Genomic DNA, 16,714 nt, shown 5'->3' with positions numbered 1-16,714 from the left:
TAACCGGTCTAGATTGGAACAATGTCGCCATGGCACGAATTATCGGGTTCCTGTTATTCCTGACAGTCATGGTTTACGTGATCGCCGCAACGTTGCTGTTCGTGGTCGCGCTGGTCATTACCGTGGCGATCGTTAAACACGTACGCGCCAGGCACCGCGTCGCGCAGCGCGCCGCCATGGCAGCCAAGCTCCACCATGACCGTCGACCCATCCCACGCTCCGTCCCGGGCCCGGCCCCGGACTATCTGCGCCGGTGGTCGGTCCAGCGCCGGTGGTACGTCGCCGGTGACAAGGACGACTGGGACAAGGCCTTTAGGGACGCCGAGCTGCTGGCGCAGGTTTGCCCCGCGGGGCCGGGTGCCTACATGAAGTAGCAGGTCCCGCTGGCGGCCCCCCTGGGATGCTGATAGTGGTCGGGCTAGTTAATGGCGGCTTTGCCGGAGATCAGCGGGTTGCCCATGAAGCGCGCGGCGGGGGAGGGAAGCTGGTCCACCTGGAGGCCGTTGATGCCGCCTCGGGGCGGTGGAGGTTGACCTGCGGGATCCAGCAAAAGACATCCTGGCCGCGGTATCGGCGCGGCGCCGTGGGGCGGGCTGAGACGGAGAGGCAGCCACAGGCGCTGATGGCGTTCACCGTGGAGGACTTTCGGGACTCATCGGGCAATGAATTATTGTCTGCGGCATTGGCTAGTGTGAGACGCATGACTGTTCTCCGAGCCGCACTCACGGCTTCTCGTCTCTTGAGCGAGGGTCCGACGTGGCGTCTGCTCCGGGCAACAACGCCGCCATCGCCGTGGCTGTGCTGAGCAAGCATCTGGGCGGCGCGCAACGGAGGTTAGCGGCGCAGGCGCTCTCACCTATGTCGATCTGACCGGCCTCGCCGACAATGACCTAACGCTGTCTGCGGACGGCAAGGCGGTGACTGTGCAACTGCCCGAGCCGCAGCTCGACAAGCCCAACCTCAACTTTGACCGGTCATATATATATACGATCAGGACCGCGGTATTTTAGACCGGATCGTCGATGCGTTCGAGACGCCCGAGCAGGCGGAGCTCTACCAACTCGCCGAGACGAAACTGGCCGCCGCCGCCGAGGTGTCGGAGCTTCGGAAACAGGCTGCTGAGAACACCAAAGCCATGCTGACCGGCATGTTCGACTCGCTCGGAATCCGCGCCACCTTCATCAACGACGACTCCGACGAAGCCGTGTTGATCAAGTCGATTTTGATCCAAATCCTCACAGTGACCAACTGACGATCACACGTCCACGTACGCGGTCACGATGAGAACCGGATGTTCTCCGAGTAATTCGAACCAATGACGGTGAGGAGCCGAGACTGGCCTTCGGGTTCTCCAGCATCCTGGCCTTGGAATCGGCCACGTTGTCGTTGTCCTGCTCGAGCAATGGGCAGGCGAAAAAGGGCGATGACGTACAGCAGCGGGACCGGTGACAGCCCGTCCCGGAACGACAGCGCCAAAAATGCCGCCTGAGGACCCGGAACCTGGGTATGTCCGTTTAGTCCACCAACGACCTAGCCGCTGCCTGCCTAGTTTCGACCGGAAGCTCCTGCCGCTCACCAACCCGGGCGGCGTCAGGTGAGGCGACGTATGCGAGCCGCCGGTTTTCCAGCTTGCGCTGCGTCCACGGTGTGGGGATCCTTGCCGCCTTCGCGCCGTTGCATCGGGGGCACGCCGCGACAAAGTTGAGCACGGTGGTGGATCCTCCCTTGGACCAGGGATAGAAGTGGTCTCCCTGTTCGGCGCGGCGGGTACAGCGTCGCCAGAAGGCGGCCTCCATTTCACAGCGGCCACCGGCCCGCGTCATCCCCTCGCGCCGCTGCTGGCTGGTGAACCGCCGCAGGGGATCCCGGCGTCGTCGATCCCGTGAACGGATAACGGCGGCGACGATCCTCAGGACGACGGTGAGGATGGCCGGCACGATGGCGGCCTCGAGCATGGGGACAGCAAAGGCGTAGAGCGCTGCGGTGACGGGCGACTGCTGGCCTTCAGCGACGGGCGCATCCGCGGCAATCGCCGCGAACAACGCCGCGACAGCTGGTGCTTGCTGCACAAACGCCAGTCCGGCGGCGAAGAAGAGCCATACGGTCACGGCCGCCGAAGCAAGCCCGAGTGCCAGCCGCGTCCAGAAAATACGGTTAAGTTCCAGCAATGTCATCCCCCAATGACTCCTGTGCGCTGCCGTCCGGCATGTGCACCTCGATAGTCAGATCCTATCGGGACCTGCGGTGATATCCGGCCGATCTGCCTCACGTCGGGGTTCTGGGCTTTGCGGCTGTGATGGGAGGCGACGTCCCCTGCCGGCTACGGCGCCGGCTGGCGGGCGGCCTCGTAGGAGGGCTTCCGCAGCCTGCGCGCCCAGCCGTAGGTGCCGGCGCCGGGTAGGGAATGCTCCAACGGATCGAACCGGGTGGGCAGGTCTGCCGTCCCAGGGTCCAGCCTCAGCACGAGCGTGCCGAAGCGGATCCAACGCCCCGCGGGCCGTGCATAGTAGAGCCCGAGGGTCCAGGGGGCGGTGCCCAGTGCCCGGCGGAAAGCGTCCGGTGTGGCGGGAAGCCACTTCCCGGTTTTCTCCGGGCGGGCTGCCAGCAGGACCGCACCCGCGGACCCCTTGTAAGGCATGAGTGAGGTCAGCTTGCTGTTGCTGGCATGCCGGTGGGCCGTGAGCACCAGGCGGCCGGGCCGTGACATTCCCGTGGAGGCCAGCAGCACGTCCGCCGGGCCCGTCTCCGTGGTGATGCGCAGCGCCAGCCCGAGGATGTCCGGCCAGCCCGGGGGAGTGCCGACGGACCGTGACAGCCGGGCGCTCACGGCGTCGCTGCCGGGCGTATCGACCCACGGGATCCCGCTCGTCCCGGCCTCCGGTTGCCGGTCGATGGTTCCCGTGAGCGCCACCCCCACGGGGTGGATGGGCCGGTCCGGCCGCAGTACCTTGAGGGCCTTGAAGCCGGCGGCGAACGCCACGCCGGCTGCACCGCTGAAAGGTTCGTTCATGCCATCTCCTCCGAAAGCCGGGCGACACTGCCGGGCAACAATCAAATGACGCACCCAGTAAAGCACCTCCGACGGCGGGACGCGTCGCCGTCGTCGTTCGCTGACGTCGCCGACTCCGGTCGGGGGAGAGGCCCTGACTACGCGACAGGCGAGAGGCGGGCGGCGAGGCCGGAAAGCAGGATGGTGATGCCCTCGTCGAGTTCTGCCATCCCGTCGTAGTCGGACAGGACCGGGGCGAGGGCGCGCAGCCGGGGGAACTCCTTGGCCGGCAACCGGTGCAGGCCCAGGCGGAGAAGGGCTTCGTTCTCGTCCGGGTCCACAACGAACTCCTGCAGCTCGTTGAGGATGTGACCGTACAGGTAGCCGTAGTAGGCGCGGTAGACGTGGAGGGCATCGGCCGGACAAAAGCCGGCATCGATCAACAGGGACAGAATCTGTTCCAAGGGCCGCAGCGTTCCCAGCGGGCGAAGGCCCAAGGGGGTGGACAGCGGGCGGGTCACCAGCAGGGGCACCACGTTGGGGTGCCGGAGCGCCAGGAGGCGCAGGTCATGGGCGATGCGCCGGAGCTGGGCCTGCCAGTCCGGGTCATCGGGGAAGATGGCCAGTTCGTTCAGGACCAGCTCCGAGACGCCATCCAGGAGCGCAGCGCGGTTTTCGGCATAGCGGTACAGCCCCATGGGATCCCGGCCCAGTTCCTGCCCGAGCCGGCGCATCGTGAGCGCATCGAGCCCTTCGGAATCGACCAGTTCCAGCGCCGAGGACAGCACAATCTCACGGCTGAGCCGCTTCTTGGTGCCGTGCGGCGAGCCGGACGTCGGGGTCTCTGCGGGGGGCATGGGGTTCCGTTCACGTGGAGGCGTCGGTCCCTCATCAGAGGCACCAATCGATGGAGAAATTTCTCGGCAAGCCCGTTTGGGCTTGTTTAACTTGTAGTCTACGCCTAAAGTCTACAATGTAGAGAAAATGTTTACCGCCCGTTACTGGCGTCGAATCCACAACGCATGGCCCTGCTGGCCTGACACGCCAAGCTGACTTAATTCATGCGGCAGGACCCGGATTCCGCCCCCAAGACCGGACCACCCCCGCGGCTGCAACTCCGCAGACGCCGGAATCCCCGCTTGACGCCGTGTGCGCCTTCAAGCACGAGCAGCCGCGACGCCGCGGAAGCGAGACATCCCCGAAGCGGAAGAAGCTTTTTATGACATCCATCCATACGGAAGAGGCTCCTCTGGCGACTTCAGAACCGACGACTTCAAAACCGTCCAACTCTGAGTTCGACCAGTTCCTGCAGGAGGCCACCGCCCTTGACCCGGAGGCCGGGGCAGCGCTCGGGCGCAACCGACTTTACGGCCTCTACACGAGCTGGTGCTTCGTGTCCCGGGGCACCCCGGGTCCCGAAGACGCCTTCTGGGCGGCCATGAAGCAAAAGGGGATCCGCCCCGGACACACTCGGCTCCGCATGAAGGGGCCCGCAGCCACCGACTACATCCTGTCCACCTACCCCGAGATGGTGTGAGGCGGATGAGCGTCACGTCGCAGGTTCCTTCGCCTGCCCGGAATGAGCCGGCGCTGTTTCATTGCAGGGAGCCGATGACAATGGTCTCGCTACTTTCCGGCGCCCCTAACCCTGACAGCGTCCCCACGCATGTGATGCAGTGCCGATGCGGGTTCCGTATGGATGCACCCGGCATGCGATTCCCCTGGGACCTTTAGGACAACACTGAGCGGGGCTGCCGTTCCAATGCGAAGTACGACGGCGGTCGTACCGAAGTCGTAGGTGCCGTTGCCGTTGCAATACGACGCCGTGGATCACCAGGCCGGGTGCATCCGTAGGGGTTGGCCGCCTCTATTCAGCCAGCGCAGGTTGAAGCAAGATAACGACATGAAAAAACTTGTTCTTGCCGGTTTCGCAGCGCTCACGTTGGCGTTCGGCGGCCTCACCTTTGCGCTTCCAAGCGACGCGGCGGCCCAGCCGTCACTCATCGCCGGGCAAATTATGGTCAAGTTCCACGACGATCGCGCGGCGGCCGGCGTACTGCGCCAGCATGGCCTCAGTCAGGGCGCCGGTATCGGCAGCACTGGCGCTCACCTCATCAAAGTACCGGCCGGCAAGGAACTGCAACTCATCGCGGCTTTAAGCCGGAACACGGCAGTTCAGTACGCCGAGCCGGATGAGCTGGTTACTGCCGCAACAGCCGACGAATACTTCCCCCGCCAGTACGCCCTGCAAAACACTGGCCAACCGTTTACCAACACTGCCGGCACCCTGGCTGTCGCCGGAGGCAAGGCGGACGCTGATGTCGACGCCGTCGAAGCGTGGGCCGTCACCACCGGTGGCGGCACCAAGGTCGCCATTATCGATTCCGGGGTCGCAAGCGACAACCCGGACATCGCAGCAAAGGTTGTTGCACGCGCCAACTTCAGCACGGCGGCCACCGGTGAAGACAATTACGGCCACGGCACCCACGTCGCCGGTATCGTCGCCGCCACCGCCAACAACACGATTGGCGTGGCCGGTATGTGCCCGGATTGCACGATCCTGGATGCCAAAGTGCTTAACGACAGCGGGTCCGGCTCCACGTCGGCCATTGCGAATGGCATCAACTGGGCCGTCAGCAACGGCGCCAAGGTCATCAATATGAGCCTCGGGCAGCGCACCTCATCAAAGACCCTCGAAACGGCAGTCAACAACGCCTGGAACCAAGGTGCCGTGCTTGTCGCCGCAGCAGGCAACACCGGCAGCCAGTCGAAGATCTACCCGGGCGCGTATCCGAACGTTATCGCCGTCGCCGCGACCGACAACACCGACGCCAAGGCCTCCTTCTCCACCTACGGGTCCTGGGTGGATGTCGCAGCGCCCGGCGTCAACGTCTACTCCACCTTCCCGAACCACCCGTTCTACATCGCCACCGAGAACGGTCGCTCCCAGGGTTATGACGTGGGTAATGGCACGTCGATGGCCTCACCCATCGTCGCTGCCACCGCCGCGCTTGCCTGGAGCTCACATACCGGCGCCACGAACACCTCGGTCCGCGCCAACGTCGAGTCAACCGCGGACCGAATTCCCGGCACCGGCACCTACTGGGCCCATGGGAGGGTGAACGCCAACAACGCCGTGCGGTAGTTGGACCGGACCCCGGGGGAAGTCCTGTCCTCTTGCGGGCCAACCCGGGCAAGCCCGGGCAGGCGGTGAATGGCCTCACAGGCGGGAGCCGGCGAACAGCCCGGGAACCTCACCCCAACCAAAAGCACAGCACGACGGCGGGGCCGGCCACCCGAAGGTGACCGGCCCCGCCGTCGTACTTGAGAAAGAGGAGTGGACTACATCAATGCCACCCCACCGGTCTTTACTTCCGTTTCAGGACGCCGCAGGCTGCGGGGTCAGTAGCTTCGGCCGGGAGGGCCGGGTTGAGCTCGCTGGCGCCGGTCGTTCCGAAGTCGTAGGTGCCGTTGCCGTTGTAGTCGAGGCCGTGGATCACCAGGACGCCTTCGCCATCCCGGATGGATTCGGCGATGTCCTTCGCCGTTCCGGTGCCGCCGTTACCCGGATAGCCGGTGCCGGCGACGTCAGTGAATTTGATGTTTTTGCGCTTGTAGTCATAGCTGCCGTCCTTGGCAACCGGGAAGCGGTCCACCGCCAGCAGGCTTGCCGGGGTGGTGTCGCCGGTGGTGTTCAGTGACACGACCACCGGGCCGTATGCGGGGATGCCTTCCACGGTGTTCAGCCGGCCGTCGCCGTTGCTGTCCAGGGCCAGGGTGGGGCATTCGTTCAGGGCCTGCTGGCCGTAGTGGATGTGCTGGGCGTGCGGCGCGTCGGGCGTCAGGCCGTTGGCGTGCACTTCGATGCGCTTGATCATCTTGTTGCCGACGACGGCCTTGGCGGTTCCGGAAGCGCCGGAACCATTGAGCTGCGTGAGGGTGGCGGTCAGGGTGACGTTCTTGTCTTTGTCCTTGCCGTCGTTTTTATCATCGTGGGCCTGGGCCGGCAGTGCGGCCAGGGTGGTGGCGGCAAGTAAGGCTACCGCTGAGCCCCCAAGGGTCATGACAAATTTTCGATTCACAATTCACTCCTCGATTGATGGCCAGTGAGGAGGTCCCGCTGGTCTCAAGTGATTCGTATCACATGTCATGGCGGATGGGTGCGGGGTTGCAGGTTTTCTGAATGTTGCCGCCGGCTCCGCTTCGTCGCCGGTCGCCGGACGCCGGACGCTGGACGCTGGACGCTGGAGGCCAACGGCAGAGGAAAATGGCGGTCTCCCGGGCAGTCCTTCGGGCGTTGTGTGACGAATGCCATACGTGGGGGAGCGATTCCTGCGCCAACCGGTGTCTCTGGAAAATCAAACCCCCGAAAGGGAACGGTCATGAATATAGGTCACCGAGTATGGATCATCGCAGCCGCGGCAGGGCTTGCCGGCCTCACCGGATGCAGCTCACCGGGCGGTGATGCAGCCAGCCAAGGACCCACTCCGTCCAGCGCATCCTCGACTCAAGCACCATCGGCGGCGGCAACGCCGGGATCGACCAGCGAACCCTCTAAGGCTCCAGCGGCTGCCGGCGAAACCAAGATCACCATCAAAGACTTCGCTTATGAGATGCCGGCATCCGTCGCTCCCGGAGCGACGATTACGGTGACCAATGAGGACACCGCCCCGCACACGGTGACCGCCAAGGACGGTGGCGCGTTCAATGCGCAGGTGGCGGCCGGGGAAACCGCGACCTTCACAGCCCCCGAGGAACCGGGCGAGTACGCCATCATCTGCACCTTCCATCCTCGGATGTCCGGGACGCTGATCGTCAAATGAGACCCGCGGGTAAGGGCGGCGGCCGGCCACTAATCCTGTCCCTCAGTCTGCGAGCCCTGATCGCGGCAGGACTGATAACCAGTGCCGTGATCCATTTCCAACTCGCTGCCGGCTACCAGCAGGCAGCGCCGGGTGGCGTAGGCCAGGGCAACCTGTTCCGTATCCATGCTGCCGCGTCGCTGCTGACGGCCGTGTTCATCCTGATCAAAGGAAATTCACCGGCTTTTGTGGCGGCAGCCCTGGTGATGCTGTCGGCCTTCGCGGCGGCAATCCTGTCCCGCTACGTTCCGCTGCCGGACATCGGCCCGATCCCGTCGATGTATGAGCCGGTCTGGTTTACCGAAAAAGTCGTCGCAACTGTTGTCGAGGGGATCGCCGGCGTTCTGTCCGTGGCCGGCTATCTTCAACTGCGCAAAGACGCAGGCCGGCTCCGGTCATCGCGCAGCGGCTCATGGCGCAACAGCGGCGCTGGCAGTAGCCGCTGAGCCGCCGCCGGCGTGTCTATGTAATTTTCCTCACATCCGAACCAATCCAAACCGAGATCGACGCCGAATTACCACTGTCATCAACCTGATACACCCCCACTTCTCGCATTAGGAGACTGTCCGATGAATAAGACACTTCGATTCCTGGCCGTGCCGACCCTCGCTTTGGGTGCCCTTGCCCTGTCCGGGGCCCCGGCCATGGCCGCGGACGAGTCCTACCAGTCCACGCTGGGCCAGATCAACGGCAGCTCCGCTTCCGGCACCGTCACCGTCGACGTCACCGGCAACCAGGCCCATGCCGTGCTGAAGGTCTCCGGTCTTGCCCCGACGTTCATGGACGCGCCCTACCCGCACGTTCAGCACATCCACGGCGGGGCCAAGGGCGAGTGCCCGTCCCCGACCGCCGATAAGGACGGCGACAAAGTCATCAGCACCACCGAGGGCGCACCGTTCTACGGCGGCATCGTCACCACGCTCTCCACCAGCGGAGATACCAGCGCGGCTGCCGGGCTGGATCTGAAGGTCGCCGGTCAGGGCGCCAGCTACACGATTGACCGCACCTTCGATCTCAACGCCGAAACCAAGGCTGCCCTGGAAGCCGGAACCGCCGTAGTGGTGGTCCATGGGCTGGACCCCGCGACCCTGAGCGCTGCCGGCCAGGCTGCCAAGAGCGACCTGGCTCCCACGCTGCCGCTGGCAGCCACCTCGCCGGCTCTGTGTGGGACCCTGACCGTCGGCCAGATGTCCATGCCGGTGGGCGGCGCTGACACCGGTGTCGCGCAGAGCACCACCGGAATGGATGCCGGAACCCTGGCGCTCGGCGGCGGCCTTGTGCTCGCAGCAGTGGCCGGCGGAGCCTACGTCGTTCGCCGCCGCAACGCCGGTTCAGCAGCCTAAGCACAGCTGCCCGGACTGTCATTATGACGAACCCGAATGTCGGCCGCCGCGGGAGCCTCCTGGCTTCCGCGGCGGTCGGTCTTTTGCTCCTTGCCGGTTGCTCAGCAGGCAATACGGAAACTTCCGACGGCGGCTCCGGCGCGCAGTCCGCTTCGCCGCCCTCCCAAAGCCCCGGCGCGGCTGCCCCCTCCGCGACGGCAGCCGGCACGTCACCGGCCAAAGCCGATGAACAGCTCCCCGCGGTGCTGCCGGAGTCAGATCCGGTCTCGCTGGCGATCCCGGCGATCGGCGTCCAGACGGAACTGCTCAGCCTGGGGCCTGCGGGACAACAGATCACTGGAGGTACCACCGGACGGTCCCGGAGCGCCGGCCAGTTGGTATGACGGATCGCCCACCCCGGGCGAACGCGGACCGGCCGTCCTGCTGGGCCACGTCAACGCCGTCGGCGGAGGCCCCGGAGTGTTCGCGAACCTCCGCAGCCTCACCGCCGGAACACCCCTGACCATCCAGCGGGCCGACGGTTCCACCGCAACGTTCACCGTTGACCGCGCCGCCGCGTACAGCAAGAACACGTTCCCGACCCTGGAGGTCTACGGGAATACCTCGGCGGCCGAACTGCGGCTGATCACGTGCGACGGATACGATCCGGCCACTGGACTGTTCAACGACAACTACGTCATCTACGCCACGCTACAAACCTGACGGTGTTGCCCCGGCAGCCAGTGTGTGGGCCGCCGAGGACAAACCGCGGGCGACAATTCACGCGACAATCCACGACGATGGGAAGCGACATGAAATACCGGAATTCCTGGCTGGGATCACTGGCCGTGGCGTCGCTGCTGCTGTCCGGATGCGCAGCGGCCGGAGCGGCCGAACCGGGCTCCGGGACGGCGTCGGAGTCAGCGTCGGCGTCGGAGTCCCACGCGGCGGGGCATCCAGGGGAGCATCATGATGCCGGCTCCGCTGCCCCGGCCACATCCGAGGGGGAGGGCCCGTCCGAAGCAGCCCTCATGGTGTGCGGGACGGAGACGCAGGACAAAATCTCCATCAGCCTGGCCCTCAGCACCGCCCCGCACAGTGTGAGCAGCTGGGCCGACAAACTCTTCACCTGTACCTACCATCTGGCCGAAGGAAACTTCGTGCTCTCCGTGAAGGAATCCGCCGACCCGGCATCGGCGCGCCAATACTTTGATTCGCTGCAAAGCAAGGCCGGGGACGCGGCGCCCATCAAGGGCCTCGCCAACCTCGGATTCCCCGCGTACGAAACCACCGGCGGGTCGGTCGTTTTCCTCAAAGACAACATGACCCTGTCCGTGGACGCCTCGGACCTGCCCGGCGCTGTCGGACCGAACCACGTCACGCCCACGGCATTCGCGTACCAAATCTCCACCACCATCCTGGCCTGCTGGACCGAACACCCCTAAGGAGCCGGCTGCCTGCTCACTGCGGGCGGGTGCACAATCCGACGGACCCCGTCACGTTAGTTTCCCTACGCACGGGCCATCCGGGCCATCGGGGTAGCGTCCGGTCTATCCGGGCAGCGGCACAGCGACCGCAGCCCAGGCGAGACCCGCGCCAATCCCCACAACCAGGATCAGGACCGCCCCAGCGACGGCGGTCCGGCCGGCCCACGGCTGCGGCGTGAAGTCGCCGGCGCCAGGGGAGTCCGGTGACGCGGCCCGGAAGGCCGGGGCGAGCCAGCGCAGGTAGTAGAACAGGCTGATCACGGTATTGACCGCGGCCGCGACCGTGAGCCACCAGAAGTCGCCGTCCCACGCCGCCGTAAACACGGTCAGTTTCCCGAGGAAAACCGCGGTGGGCGGGGTGCCCACCAGGCTGAGCAGCGCCACCGCCAGGGCCACGGCGTGCCGCGGGCGCGCTGCCGCCAGGCCCTCATACGCGCGGAGTTCGCGCCGGTCCGGATACGCCCCGATCACGGCAAACGCCGCGAGGTTGCTGACCGCGTACCCGGCAAGGAACACCACAAGCGAAGGCAGGGCCAGCGGCACCGACCCGGCCACCGCGACCGGCATCAGCAGGTACCCGGCCTGGCTGACAGTGGACCAGCCCAGCAGCCGGCGCGGGTTGGTCTGCGTGTACGCGGCCAGGTTTCCCAGCGTCATGGTGAGCACGGACAGCAGGGCGATCAGCAGCGGCCAGCGCACTGTGCCCGGCATGATCTCCAGCAGCCGGTAGGCGGCCAGGAAACCACCGATCTTCGGCACCGTCGTGGCGAACGCCGCCGCCGCGGTGCCCGCGCCCTCGGCGGCGTCGGGGACCCAGAAATGACCCGGGACGGCGCCGGCCTTGAACATCAACCCGGCCAGTACACCCACCAGCCCGACCCCGACGACGGCGGGCGCGGCTGTGGCGAGCCCGCCGCGGAGCCCGGCGTACGACGTCGTCCCGGCGACCGCATACAGCACCGTTACGCCGAGCAGCAGCAGGATCCCGAACAGGGCGCCCAACAGGTAGGTCTTTAACGCGGCTTCGGCTCCGGCCTTGGTACCGCCGATCCCGATCAGGGCGTACAGCGGGATGCTGGCGAGCAGGAAGCCCACCGCCAGCACCAACAGATCTGCCGCGCCGGACAGCACCACCGCGCCGAGGGAAGCCAGGAGGATCAGCGCGTACGTTTCGCTTTCCCTGGCGGTCCCGCGGAGCTCATCGACCCCGAGGCAGATCACCAGGAGCGCGGACACCACCACAATCAGCCGCCCGGCCGCGGTGCCGCCGTCGAGGAGATAGCTGCCGTCATAGACGGACAGGGACCCAGCCATGGAGCCGCCCATAGACTCGGCCATGGACCCGGCTGGCGGCGCTGCGCTGAACGAAACAGAGGCGTAGGCGAGAGCGGCAGCGACGGCGCTCGCCGTCAGGGCCACTACCGCAATGCCCCGGCTGATCCACTGCCGGTCCCGCGCCACGAACGAGCCTGCCAGCAGCGCGATGACGGCCCCGGCCAGCAAAAACAGTTCCGGAAGCAGGCCCAGCGCGTCGGCGCCCGAGTTCATCGACTCCACCGGAGGCTAGCCTCCCGCCACGCCGACGAGCGCGGCCGACGCCGGGGCGATGACGTCCAGCAATGGGACGGGGAACAGCCCGATCAGTACCGAGAGCACCAGCAGCCCGCCCGCGGACCACGCCTCCGCCGGGCGCAGGTCCGCGAAACCGGCAGCCTTGCCCGTGGTGGGTCCGGTGAACACCCGCTGCAGGGCCCGCAGGAACAGCGCCGCCGTGATGAGGATGCCGGGCAACGCGAGCGCCGTCAGCGGGACCGTGCCGATGCTGCCGGCGAAGATCTGGAATTCGGCGATGAACCCGCTGAAGCCCGGGAGCCCGAGGGAGGCAAACGCGCCCACCGCGAAGAACGCCGCAAACCGCGGGGCGGGCGCGGCCAGGCCGCCGAACGCGCCCATGCTGTAGGTTCCGGCGCGGCTGTGCAGGACGCCGGCGAGCAGGAATAGCGCGCCGGTGATCAGGCCATGGCTGACCATCTGCGTCACGGCCCCGGTCACCGCGGTCTCCCGCGCTGCCGTCGCGCTCCCGCCGGCGGCTCCCGCAGCGCCAAGCGCGAGGACGATGTAGCCCATGTGGTTGACCGAGGTGTAAGCGATCATCCGTTTCAGGTCGCTCTGCGCCAGCGCCACCAGCGCCCCGTACAGCACGGACACCACACCGACGGTGATCAGTACCGGTGCCAAGGCCCGCCACGCATCCGGCAGCAGCGGCATCGCGATCCGGACGAAGCCGTAGGTGCCCATCTTCAGCAGCACCCCGGCGAGGACCGCGGACCCGGTGGCCGGGGCATCGGTGTGCGCGGGCGGCAGCCAGGTGTGGAAGGGAACAGTGGGGGTCTTGACGGCCAGCCCGACAATGATGGCGCCGAGCACCCAGACCCCGGCCGGGTTGTTCCGCAGCGCATCGGCGCGCAGCAGCTCCGGAATGTCGAAGGTATGCGGTTCGGCGCCGAGGTAGAGCCCGATGAACCCGAGCAGCAGGGCCAGCGAGCCAAGGAACGTGTAGAGGAAGAATTTCAGCGCCGAGCGGGGCCCCGGTCCCCGTGACCCCAGCCGGCAATGATGAAGTACATCCCCACAATGGACAAGTCGAAGAACAGGAAAAACAGGATCAGGTCCTGGGCCGCGAACAGCCCCACACTGGTGGCCTCCAGGAACAGGAACAGCGCCGCACGGGAGCGCGGCCGGTCCGCGGCATTCCAGTCGTAAATGGCGCAGGCCAGGAAGATCACCGCCGTCAGGACGATCAGCGGCAGCGACAGCCCATCGACGCCCACATGGTAGCTGCTGCCCACGTTCGGGATCCAGCGCAGCTGCTCCTCATAGGCCAACCCGCCGGGCCCCGGATCACGGTATCCGGCCCAGAGGACCGCGGTCAGCGCCACTTCGACGGCCGCCACCAGCACGAAGGCCACGCGGGCGGTTCGTTCGGCGCGGGGCAGCGCCAGGATCAGCGCCGCCGCGGCCAGGGGGAGAAGGATGACAAGACTGAGCAAGCAGGCTCACCTCACGAGGATCAGTAGGACGGCGGCGGCCACCAGGACCAGGGCCGCTTGGACGTAGTAATGATGGACCTGACCGGTCTGCGGACGCGGGGCGGCGGAGCCGGCGTGCCGGACCGCCAGGGCGAGGGTCTCGACGCCGTCGTCGATGGTGGCGTCAACGATTGCCGACCCGCCCGCCAACCGTGACGTTGCCGCGGCGCTCGCGTCCACGCCCCGGTCCAGGACGGCGTCCGCCGCTGCCGCGCCGCCGGAGGCCCGCAGCGCGAAGGCGGCGGCCCGCTCGACGCCACGGTCCAGCACGGCGTCATCGAAACGGGCCAGATGTTGCGCCGCGGCCAGGACCGGGCGGACGAGGACGGCGTGCGCCGCGTGTTCCATGCCCAGCCAACCTGTCGCGGTACCCAGTGCGGGGAGCCGGGTTGGGAAGCGCCAGATCAGGCCAACGACGGCGAGGGCCAGTACGGCGGAGACGGCCAGTTCCAGCGGACCGGACTCCACGGCGCTGTCCCCGCTCCCGAGCGACTTCCGCAGCAGGGCGCCGCCGGGGCCGAACACCAGCAGCCCGGCGAGGGCCGCGCCCGCGGCCAGGACCAGCACCGGGACAGTCTGCCCGGAGGTGATCCGGCGGCTGCCATGCTCCTCGGCGTCGTACAGGGCGGAGGATTCCGGCAGCGCCGGCTTCCAGATGAGGGCGGCGGCCTTCGCTGCGTAGGCGGCGGCGAGAACTGCGCCGGCCAGGCCCGCCATATATAACGGCACCGAATGCTCGAGGGCGGCGGTGAGGATGTTGTCCTTGGTGGCCCACAGGGACAGCGGGGCGATCCCGGCGAGGCTCAGCGCGCCGACCGTGAACCCGGCGCCGAGGACCGGCCAGCGGCGACCTGCCCCGCGCAGCCCGGCGAGCTTCTTGGTCCCGAGCGCGGCGAGCCACGCCCCGGCGGCGAGAAACAGCCCGCTTTTGGTGGCGGCGTGGGCCATCAGGTGCGCCGCGCCTCCGGCAGCATTTCCGACGCCGGCGGCCATCACGACGTAGCCCAGCTGCGCCGCGGTGGAAGCGGCCAGGAGTTGTTTCAGGTCCGTCTGGGCCAGTGCCACCACGCCGAGCACCACGGCGGTGGCGGCGCCGGCCCAGGCCGCGGCGTTTGCCGCCCATCCGGTCGCGGCCAGCAGCGGCTCGACCCTCAGCAGCAGGTAGCCGCCCATCGCCACCATGGCCGCCGAGTGCAGCAGGGCGCTGACGGCGCTGGGGCCGTCCATGGCCCGGGAGAGCCAGAAGCTGAACGGCAGCTGCGCGGCCTTGCCCAGCCCGGCGGCCAGGAGTCCGGCGGCGGCGATGTCCCGCCAGGGTTCGGGCAGTCCGGCGAGGCCGGCCAGGACCATGGACTCGGTTCCGTCGGCGGTGCCTGCTCCGACGGGGCCTGCTCCGGCGGGGCCTGCTCCGGCGGGGCCTGATCCGGCGGTGCCTGCTCCGGTCGCGGCGCCGGCCATTGCGGCCCCGGCGGCGAGGTACAGGCCGAGGTCCGCCGTGCGGGTGGTAATAAACGCCGTCAGCCCGGAGGACATCCGGTGCTGTTCCGACCAGTGGAAGCCGATCAGCGCGTACGAGGCCGCGCCCATGATCTCCCAAGCGAACAACAAGGTGGGCAGAGTCGTGGCGGTCAGGGTGATCAGCACGGCCGCGGTGAAAATCAGCATCAGGCCGTGGAACCTGGCCGGATTCGTGGTTCCGGCGGCTCCCGCGAAGAGCAGGACCAGCAAGGTGACGCCGGCAACCGCCGGGAGCAGCACCGCGCTCAACGCATCGACACCAACCCCGAACGCGGACCCGGCCATGAACGGCACCGAAAACGACGGTTCGGGTGCTGCGGCGCTCGCGGCCGCAGCCAGACCCGCCAGCGCGAGCACCAGCACGCCGACGACGACGGCGACGGCTGGCGCCGCTCGGTCTGCCCGGCGTCCGGTCACGGCCAGGCCGGTCCCTGCCACTGCCGGAAGCACAATCAGTGACAGCAGCAGCGCGCTCATCCGGATAGCTCCGAGGCCATCTCGGTCATGTCCGTATTCCGGGCGCGGTGCAGCAGCGTGGCCACCGCGAAGCCCATCGCCATTTCCACGGTCATGGCAGCGATCACCACCAGCAGCAGCACCTGGCCGTCCGGCACCGGTGCGAGGAACCACCAGAATCCGGCCGCGGCGAGGATCACGCCGTTGAGCATCAGTTCCAGGCCCATCATCACCATGACCACCACCTGCTGCGACAGCGCACCATAGAGGCCCACGCTGAAGAGGCCGGCAGCCGCGATCAACACCATTTCCAATGTCATCAGCGGGTACCTCCCGGATGCTGGTGATGGCCGCCATGCTGGGTCTGCCCGCCGCCAGCGTCGTGGTTCGCATGGCCCTCGTGACCGGCGTTGTGGTCTTCGCTGTCCCCGTCCTGGTGACTGCCGCCGTCGTCGTTCATATCCGGTTGCGTGGGCCCCACCGGGTAGGGCTCGTAGCGGCCGCGGGGGTTGGCGAGCACCAGGGCGGAGACCAGCGTCGCGAACAGCACCGGGCTGACGGTGAGCATCACCAGCATCTTTGACCCCATAATGGCCTCGCCCAATGATGCGGTGAGGTCGGGGGCTGGGATGCCGCGCCGGGCCGGCCAGTCCACCAACAGGATCCCGGCGGTCAGCAGCAAGAACACTCCTGCGGCAATCCCGGCGGAAGCCTTTTTGTTGTGGACCATGTCCATGGGCATGAGCGCCGGGTTCATGCCCATGAACATGACCATGAAGATCGCCATGATCGCCATCTCCATCACCATCATCAGGACGGTGATGATGCCGATGTACTCAAGCTGGAACTGCAGCAGCATGAGCCCGACGGCCACGAAGGACACCGCGAGGGCGTAAGTAGCCCGGGCCATCGAGTCGGTGCGGAAGACGGCGACGCCGGCGGCTATGGCCACCAGGGTCAGGACGATGAAAAGAATTGCCTCGAACATAGT

22 protein-coding genes are annotated in these 16,714 nt (G+C 67.1%); 11 read left to right on the top strand and 11 right to left on the bottom strand.

What is annotated here, in order from left to right; translation table 11 throughout:
- The first annotated feature begins 29 nt into the window (after positions 1-29).
- Entirely contained in the window at positions 30-374 is a 345-nt protein-coding gene (locus tag KY499_RS07665; protein ID WP_219886694.1) for a hypothetical protein, read from the top strand.
- A 44-nt stretch (positions 375-418) separates the two neighbouring features.
- Here KY499_RS07665 and KY499_RS07660 read toward each other — a convergent pair whose 3' ends face one another.
- Positions 419-550, bottom strand: coding sequence for a hypothetical protein (locus KY499_RS07660; protein WP_258191013.1), 132 nt, complete (start codon positions 548-550; stop codon positions 419-421).
- A gap of 316 nt (positions 551-866) precedes the next feature.
- On the opposite strand from KY499_RS07660, the gene KY499_RS18755 reads away from it, so the two are divergent.
- Both KY499_RS18755 and KY499_RS07650 read left to right on the top strand, forming a co-directional pair.
- Positions 867-1,010, top strand: a complete 144-nt coding sequence (locus KY499_RS18755; protein WP_375141139.1) for a hypothetical protein — start codon at positions 867-869, stop codon at positions 1,008-1,010.
- On the top strand, positions 977-1,252 hold the full coding sequence (locus KY499_RS07650; protein ID WP_219886949.1) for a DUF4230 domain-containing protein: 276 nt from the start codon (positions 977-979) through the stop codon (positions 1,250-1,252). The genes KY499_RS18755 and KY499_RS07650 overlap by 34 nt, the downstream gene beginning before the upstream one ends.
- A gap of 262 nt (positions 1,253-1,514) precedes the next feature.
- Here KY499_RS07650 and KY499_RS07645 read toward each other — a convergent pair whose 3' ends face one another.
- From KY499_RS07645 to KY499_RS07635, 3 genes are all read right to left on the bottom strand, one after another.
- A complete protein-coding gene (locus KY499_RS07645; RefSeq protein WP_258191012.1) occupies positions 1,515-2,174 on the bottom strand; it encodes an HNH endonuclease in 660 nt (219 codons plus the stop codon).
- 146 nt (positions 2,175-2,320) lie between these two features.
- Positions 2,321-3,010, bottom strand: a complete 690-nt coding sequence (locus KY499_RS07640; protein ID WP_219886693.1) for a hypothetical protein — start codon at positions 3,008-3,010, stop codon at positions 2,321-2,323.
- A gap of 137 nt (positions 3,011-3,147) precedes the next feature.
- Positions 3,148-3,846, bottom strand: a complete 699-nt coding sequence (locus tag KY499_RS07635; RefSeq protein ID WP_219886692.1) for a TetR/AcrR family transcriptional regulator C-terminal domain-containing protein — start codon at positions 3,844-3,846, stop codon at positions 3,148-3,150.
- A 362-nt stretch (positions 3,847-4,208) separates the two neighbouring features.
- On the opposite strand from KY499_RS07635, the gene KY499_RS07630 reads away from it, so the two are divergent.
- Positions 4,209-4,526, top strand: coding sequence for a hypothetical protein (locus KY499_RS07630; protein ID WP_258191011.1), 318 nt, complete (start codon positions 4,209-4,211; stop codon positions 4,524-4,526).
- A 366-nt stretch (positions 4,527-4,892) separates the two neighbouring features.
- Positions 4,893-6,134 carry a S8 family serine peptidase gene (locus KY499_RS07625; protein WP_219886691.1) on the top strand — a complete coding sequence of 414 codons (1,242 nt, stop codon included), beginning with the start codon at positions 4,893-4,895 and terminating at the stop codon, positions 6,132-6,134.
- Positions 6,135-6,357: 223 nt separating this feature from the next.
- Here KY499_RS07625 and KY499_RS07620 read toward each other — a convergent pair whose 3' ends face one another.
- Complete coding sequence (locus KY499_RS07620) at positions 6,358-7,071, bottom strand: hypothetical protein (protein WP_219886690.1); 714 nt, start codon at positions 7,069-7,071, stop codon at positions 6,358-6,360.
- Positions 7,072-7,371: 300 nt separating this feature from the next.
- On the opposite strand from KY499_RS07620, the gene KY499_RS07615 reads away from it, so the two are divergent.
- The 6 genes from KY499_RS07615 to KY499_RS07595 all read left to right on the top strand — a co-directional run bounded on the left by KY499_RS07615 (position 7,372) and on the right by KY499_RS07595 (position 10,618).
- A complete protein-coding gene (locus KY499_RS07615) occupies positions 7,372-7,812 on the top strand; it encodes a cupredoxin domain-containing protein (protein ID WP_219886689.1) in 441 nt (146 codons plus the stop codon).
- Between the two features lie 86 nt (positions 7,813-7,898).
- Positions 7,899-8,297 (top strand): hypothetical protein, encoded by a 399-nt coding sequence (locus KY499_RS07610; RefSeq protein ID WP_219886688.1) that lies wholly within the window; start codon positions 7,899-7,901, stop codon positions 8,295-8,297.
- A gap of 123 nt (positions 8,298-8,420) precedes the next feature.
- The gene (locus KY499_RS07605; protein WP_219886687.1) at positions 8,421-9,194 is read left to right on the top strand and encodes a hypothetical protein; all 774 of its coding nucleotides are present in this window, start codon (positions 8,421-8,423) and stop codon (positions 9,192-9,194) included.
- A 23-nt stretch (positions 9,195-9,217) separates the two neighbouring features.
- Positions 9,218-9,577 (top strand): hypothetical protein, encoded by a 360-nt coding sequence (locus KY499_RS18150; RefSeq protein WP_258191132.1) that lies wholly within the window; start codon positions 9,218-9,220, stop codon positions 9,575-9,577.
- Positions 9,513-9,896, top strand: a complete 384-nt coding sequence (locus KY499_RS18145) for a sortase domain-bontaining protein (protein WP_258191077.1) — start codon at positions 9,513-9,515, stop codon at positions 9,894-9,896. The genes KY499_RS18150 and KY499_RS18145 overlap by 65 nt, the downstream gene beginning before the upstream one ends.
- An 89-nt stretch (positions 9,897-9,985) precedes the next feature.
- Positions 9,986-10,618 (top strand): hypothetical protein, encoded by a 633-nt coding sequence (locus tag KY499_RS07595; RefSeq protein WP_219886686.1) that lies wholly within the window; start codon positions 9,986-9,988, stop codon positions 10,616-10,618.
- A 105-nt stretch (positions 10,619-10,723) separates the two neighbouring features.
- Here the strand turns inward: KY499_RS07595 and KY499_RS07590 are convergent, their stop codons facing one another.
- The 6 genes from KY499_RS07590 to KY499_RS07570 are packed head-to-tail and all read right to left on the bottom strand — an operon-like array spanning position 10,724 to position 16,711.
- The gene (locus KY499_RS07590; RefSeq protein WP_219886685.1) at positions 10,724-12,208 is read right to left on the bottom strand and encodes an NADH-quinone oxidoreductase subunit N; all 1,485 of its coding nucleotides are present in this window, start codon (positions 12,206-12,208) and stop codon (positions 10,724-10,726) included.
- Positions 12,209-12,223: 15 nt separating this feature from the next.
- A complete protein-coding gene (locus KY499_RS07585) occupies positions 12,224-13,192 on the bottom strand; it encodes a NuoM family protein (RefSeq protein WP_258191076.1) in 969 nt (322 codons plus the stop codon).
- Between the two features lie 38 nt (positions 13,193-13,230).
- Complete coding sequence (locus tag KY499_RS18140) at positions 13,231-13,710, bottom strand: hypothetical protein (protein ID WP_258191010.1); 480 nt, start codon at positions 13,708-13,710, stop codon at positions 13,231-13,233.
- A 6-nt stretch (positions 13,711-13,716) separates the two neighbouring features.
- Positions 13,717-15,744, bottom strand: coding sequence for a proton-conducting transporter membrane subunit (locus KY499_RS07580; protein WP_219886684.1), 2,028 nt, complete (start codon positions 15,742-15,744; stop codon positions 13,717-13,719).
- The gene (locus KY499_RS07575) at positions 15,741-16,043 is read right to left on the bottom strand and encodes an NADH-quinone oxidoreductase subunit K (protein ID WP_219886683.1); all 303 of its coding nucleotides are present in this window, start codon (positions 16,041-16,043) and stop codon (positions 15,741-15,743) included. The genes KY499_RS07580 and KY499_RS07575 overlap by 4 nt, the downstream gene beginning before the upstream one ends.
- Positions 16,043-16,711, bottom strand: coding sequence for an NADH-quinone oxidoreductase subunit J (locus KY499_RS07570; RefSeq protein WP_219886682.1), 669 nt, complete (start codon positions 16,709-16,711; stop codon positions 16,043-16,045). The genes KY499_RS07575 and KY499_RS07570 overlap by 1 nt, the downstream gene beginning before the upstream one ends.
- Between the last annotated feature and the right edge of the window lie 3 nt (positions 16,712-16,714).

The sequence above is a fragment of the Arthrobacter sp. PAMC25284 genome (assembly GCF_019443425.1).
GTDB lineage: Bacteria > Actinomycetota > Actinomycetes > Actinomycetales > Micrococcaceae > Arthrobacter > Arthrobacter oryzae_A.
Note: the sequence above shows the minus strand (reverse complement) of the source record. Positions and strands in the feature narration are given on the sequence as shown.

Coding starts and splice junctions, on each gene's coding strand:
- KY499_RS07575 (WP_219886683.1), bottom strand. CDS start 16,043: ATGACATTGGAAATGGTGTTGATCGCGGCTGCCGGCCTCTTCAGCGTG.
- KY499_RS07615 (WP_219886689.1), top strand. CDS start 7,372: ATGAATATAGGTCACCGAGTATGGATCATCGCAGCCGCGGCAGGGCTT.
- KY499_RS07635 (WP_219886692.1), bottom strand. CDS start 3,846: ATGCCCCCCGCAGAGACCCCGACGTCCGGCTCGCCGCACGGCACCAAG.
- KY499_RS07580 (WP_219886684.1), bottom strand. CDS start 15,744: ATGAGCGCGCTGCTGCTGTCACTGATTGTGCTTCCGGCAGTGGCAGGG.
- KY499_RS18150 (WP_258191132.1), top strand. CDS start 9,218: ATGACGAACCCGAATGTCGGCCGCCGCGGGAGCCTCCTGGCTTCCGCG.
- KY499_RS07625 (WP_219886691.1), top strand. CDS start 4,893: ATGAAAAAACTTGTTCTTGCCGGTTTCGCAGCGCTCACGTTGGCGTTC.
- KY499_RS07605 (WP_219886687.1), top strand. CDS start 8,421: ATGAATAAGACACTTCGATTCCTGGCCGTGCCGACCCTCGCTTTGGGT.
- KY499_RS07645 (WP_258191012.1), bottom strand. CDS start 2,174: ATGACATTGCTGGAACTTAACCGTATTTTCTGGACGCGGCTGGCACTC.
- KY499_RS07590 (WP_219886685.1), bottom strand. CDS start 12,208: ATGAACTCGGGCGCCGACGCGCTGGGCCTGCTTCCGGAACTGTTTTTG.
- KY499_RS07665 (WP_219886694.1), top strand. CDS start 30: ATGGCACGAATTATCGGGTTCCTGTTATTCCTGACAGTCATGGTTTAC.
- KY499_RS07570 (WP_219886682.1), bottom strand. CDS start 16,711: ATGTTCGAGGCAATTCTTTTCATCGTCCTGACCCTGGTGGCCATAGCC.
- KY499_RS07630 (WP_258191011.1), top strand. CDS start 4,209: ATGACATCCATCCATACGGAAGAGGCTCCTCTGGCGACTTCAGAACCG.
- KY499_RS07595 (WP_219886686.1), top strand. CDS start 9,986: ATGAAATACCGGAATTCCTGGCTGGGATCACTGGCCGTGGCGTCGCTG.
- KY499_RS07640 (WP_219886693.1), bottom strand. CDS start 3,010: ATGAACGAACCTTTCAGCGGTGCAGCCGGCGTGGCGTTCGCCGCCGGC.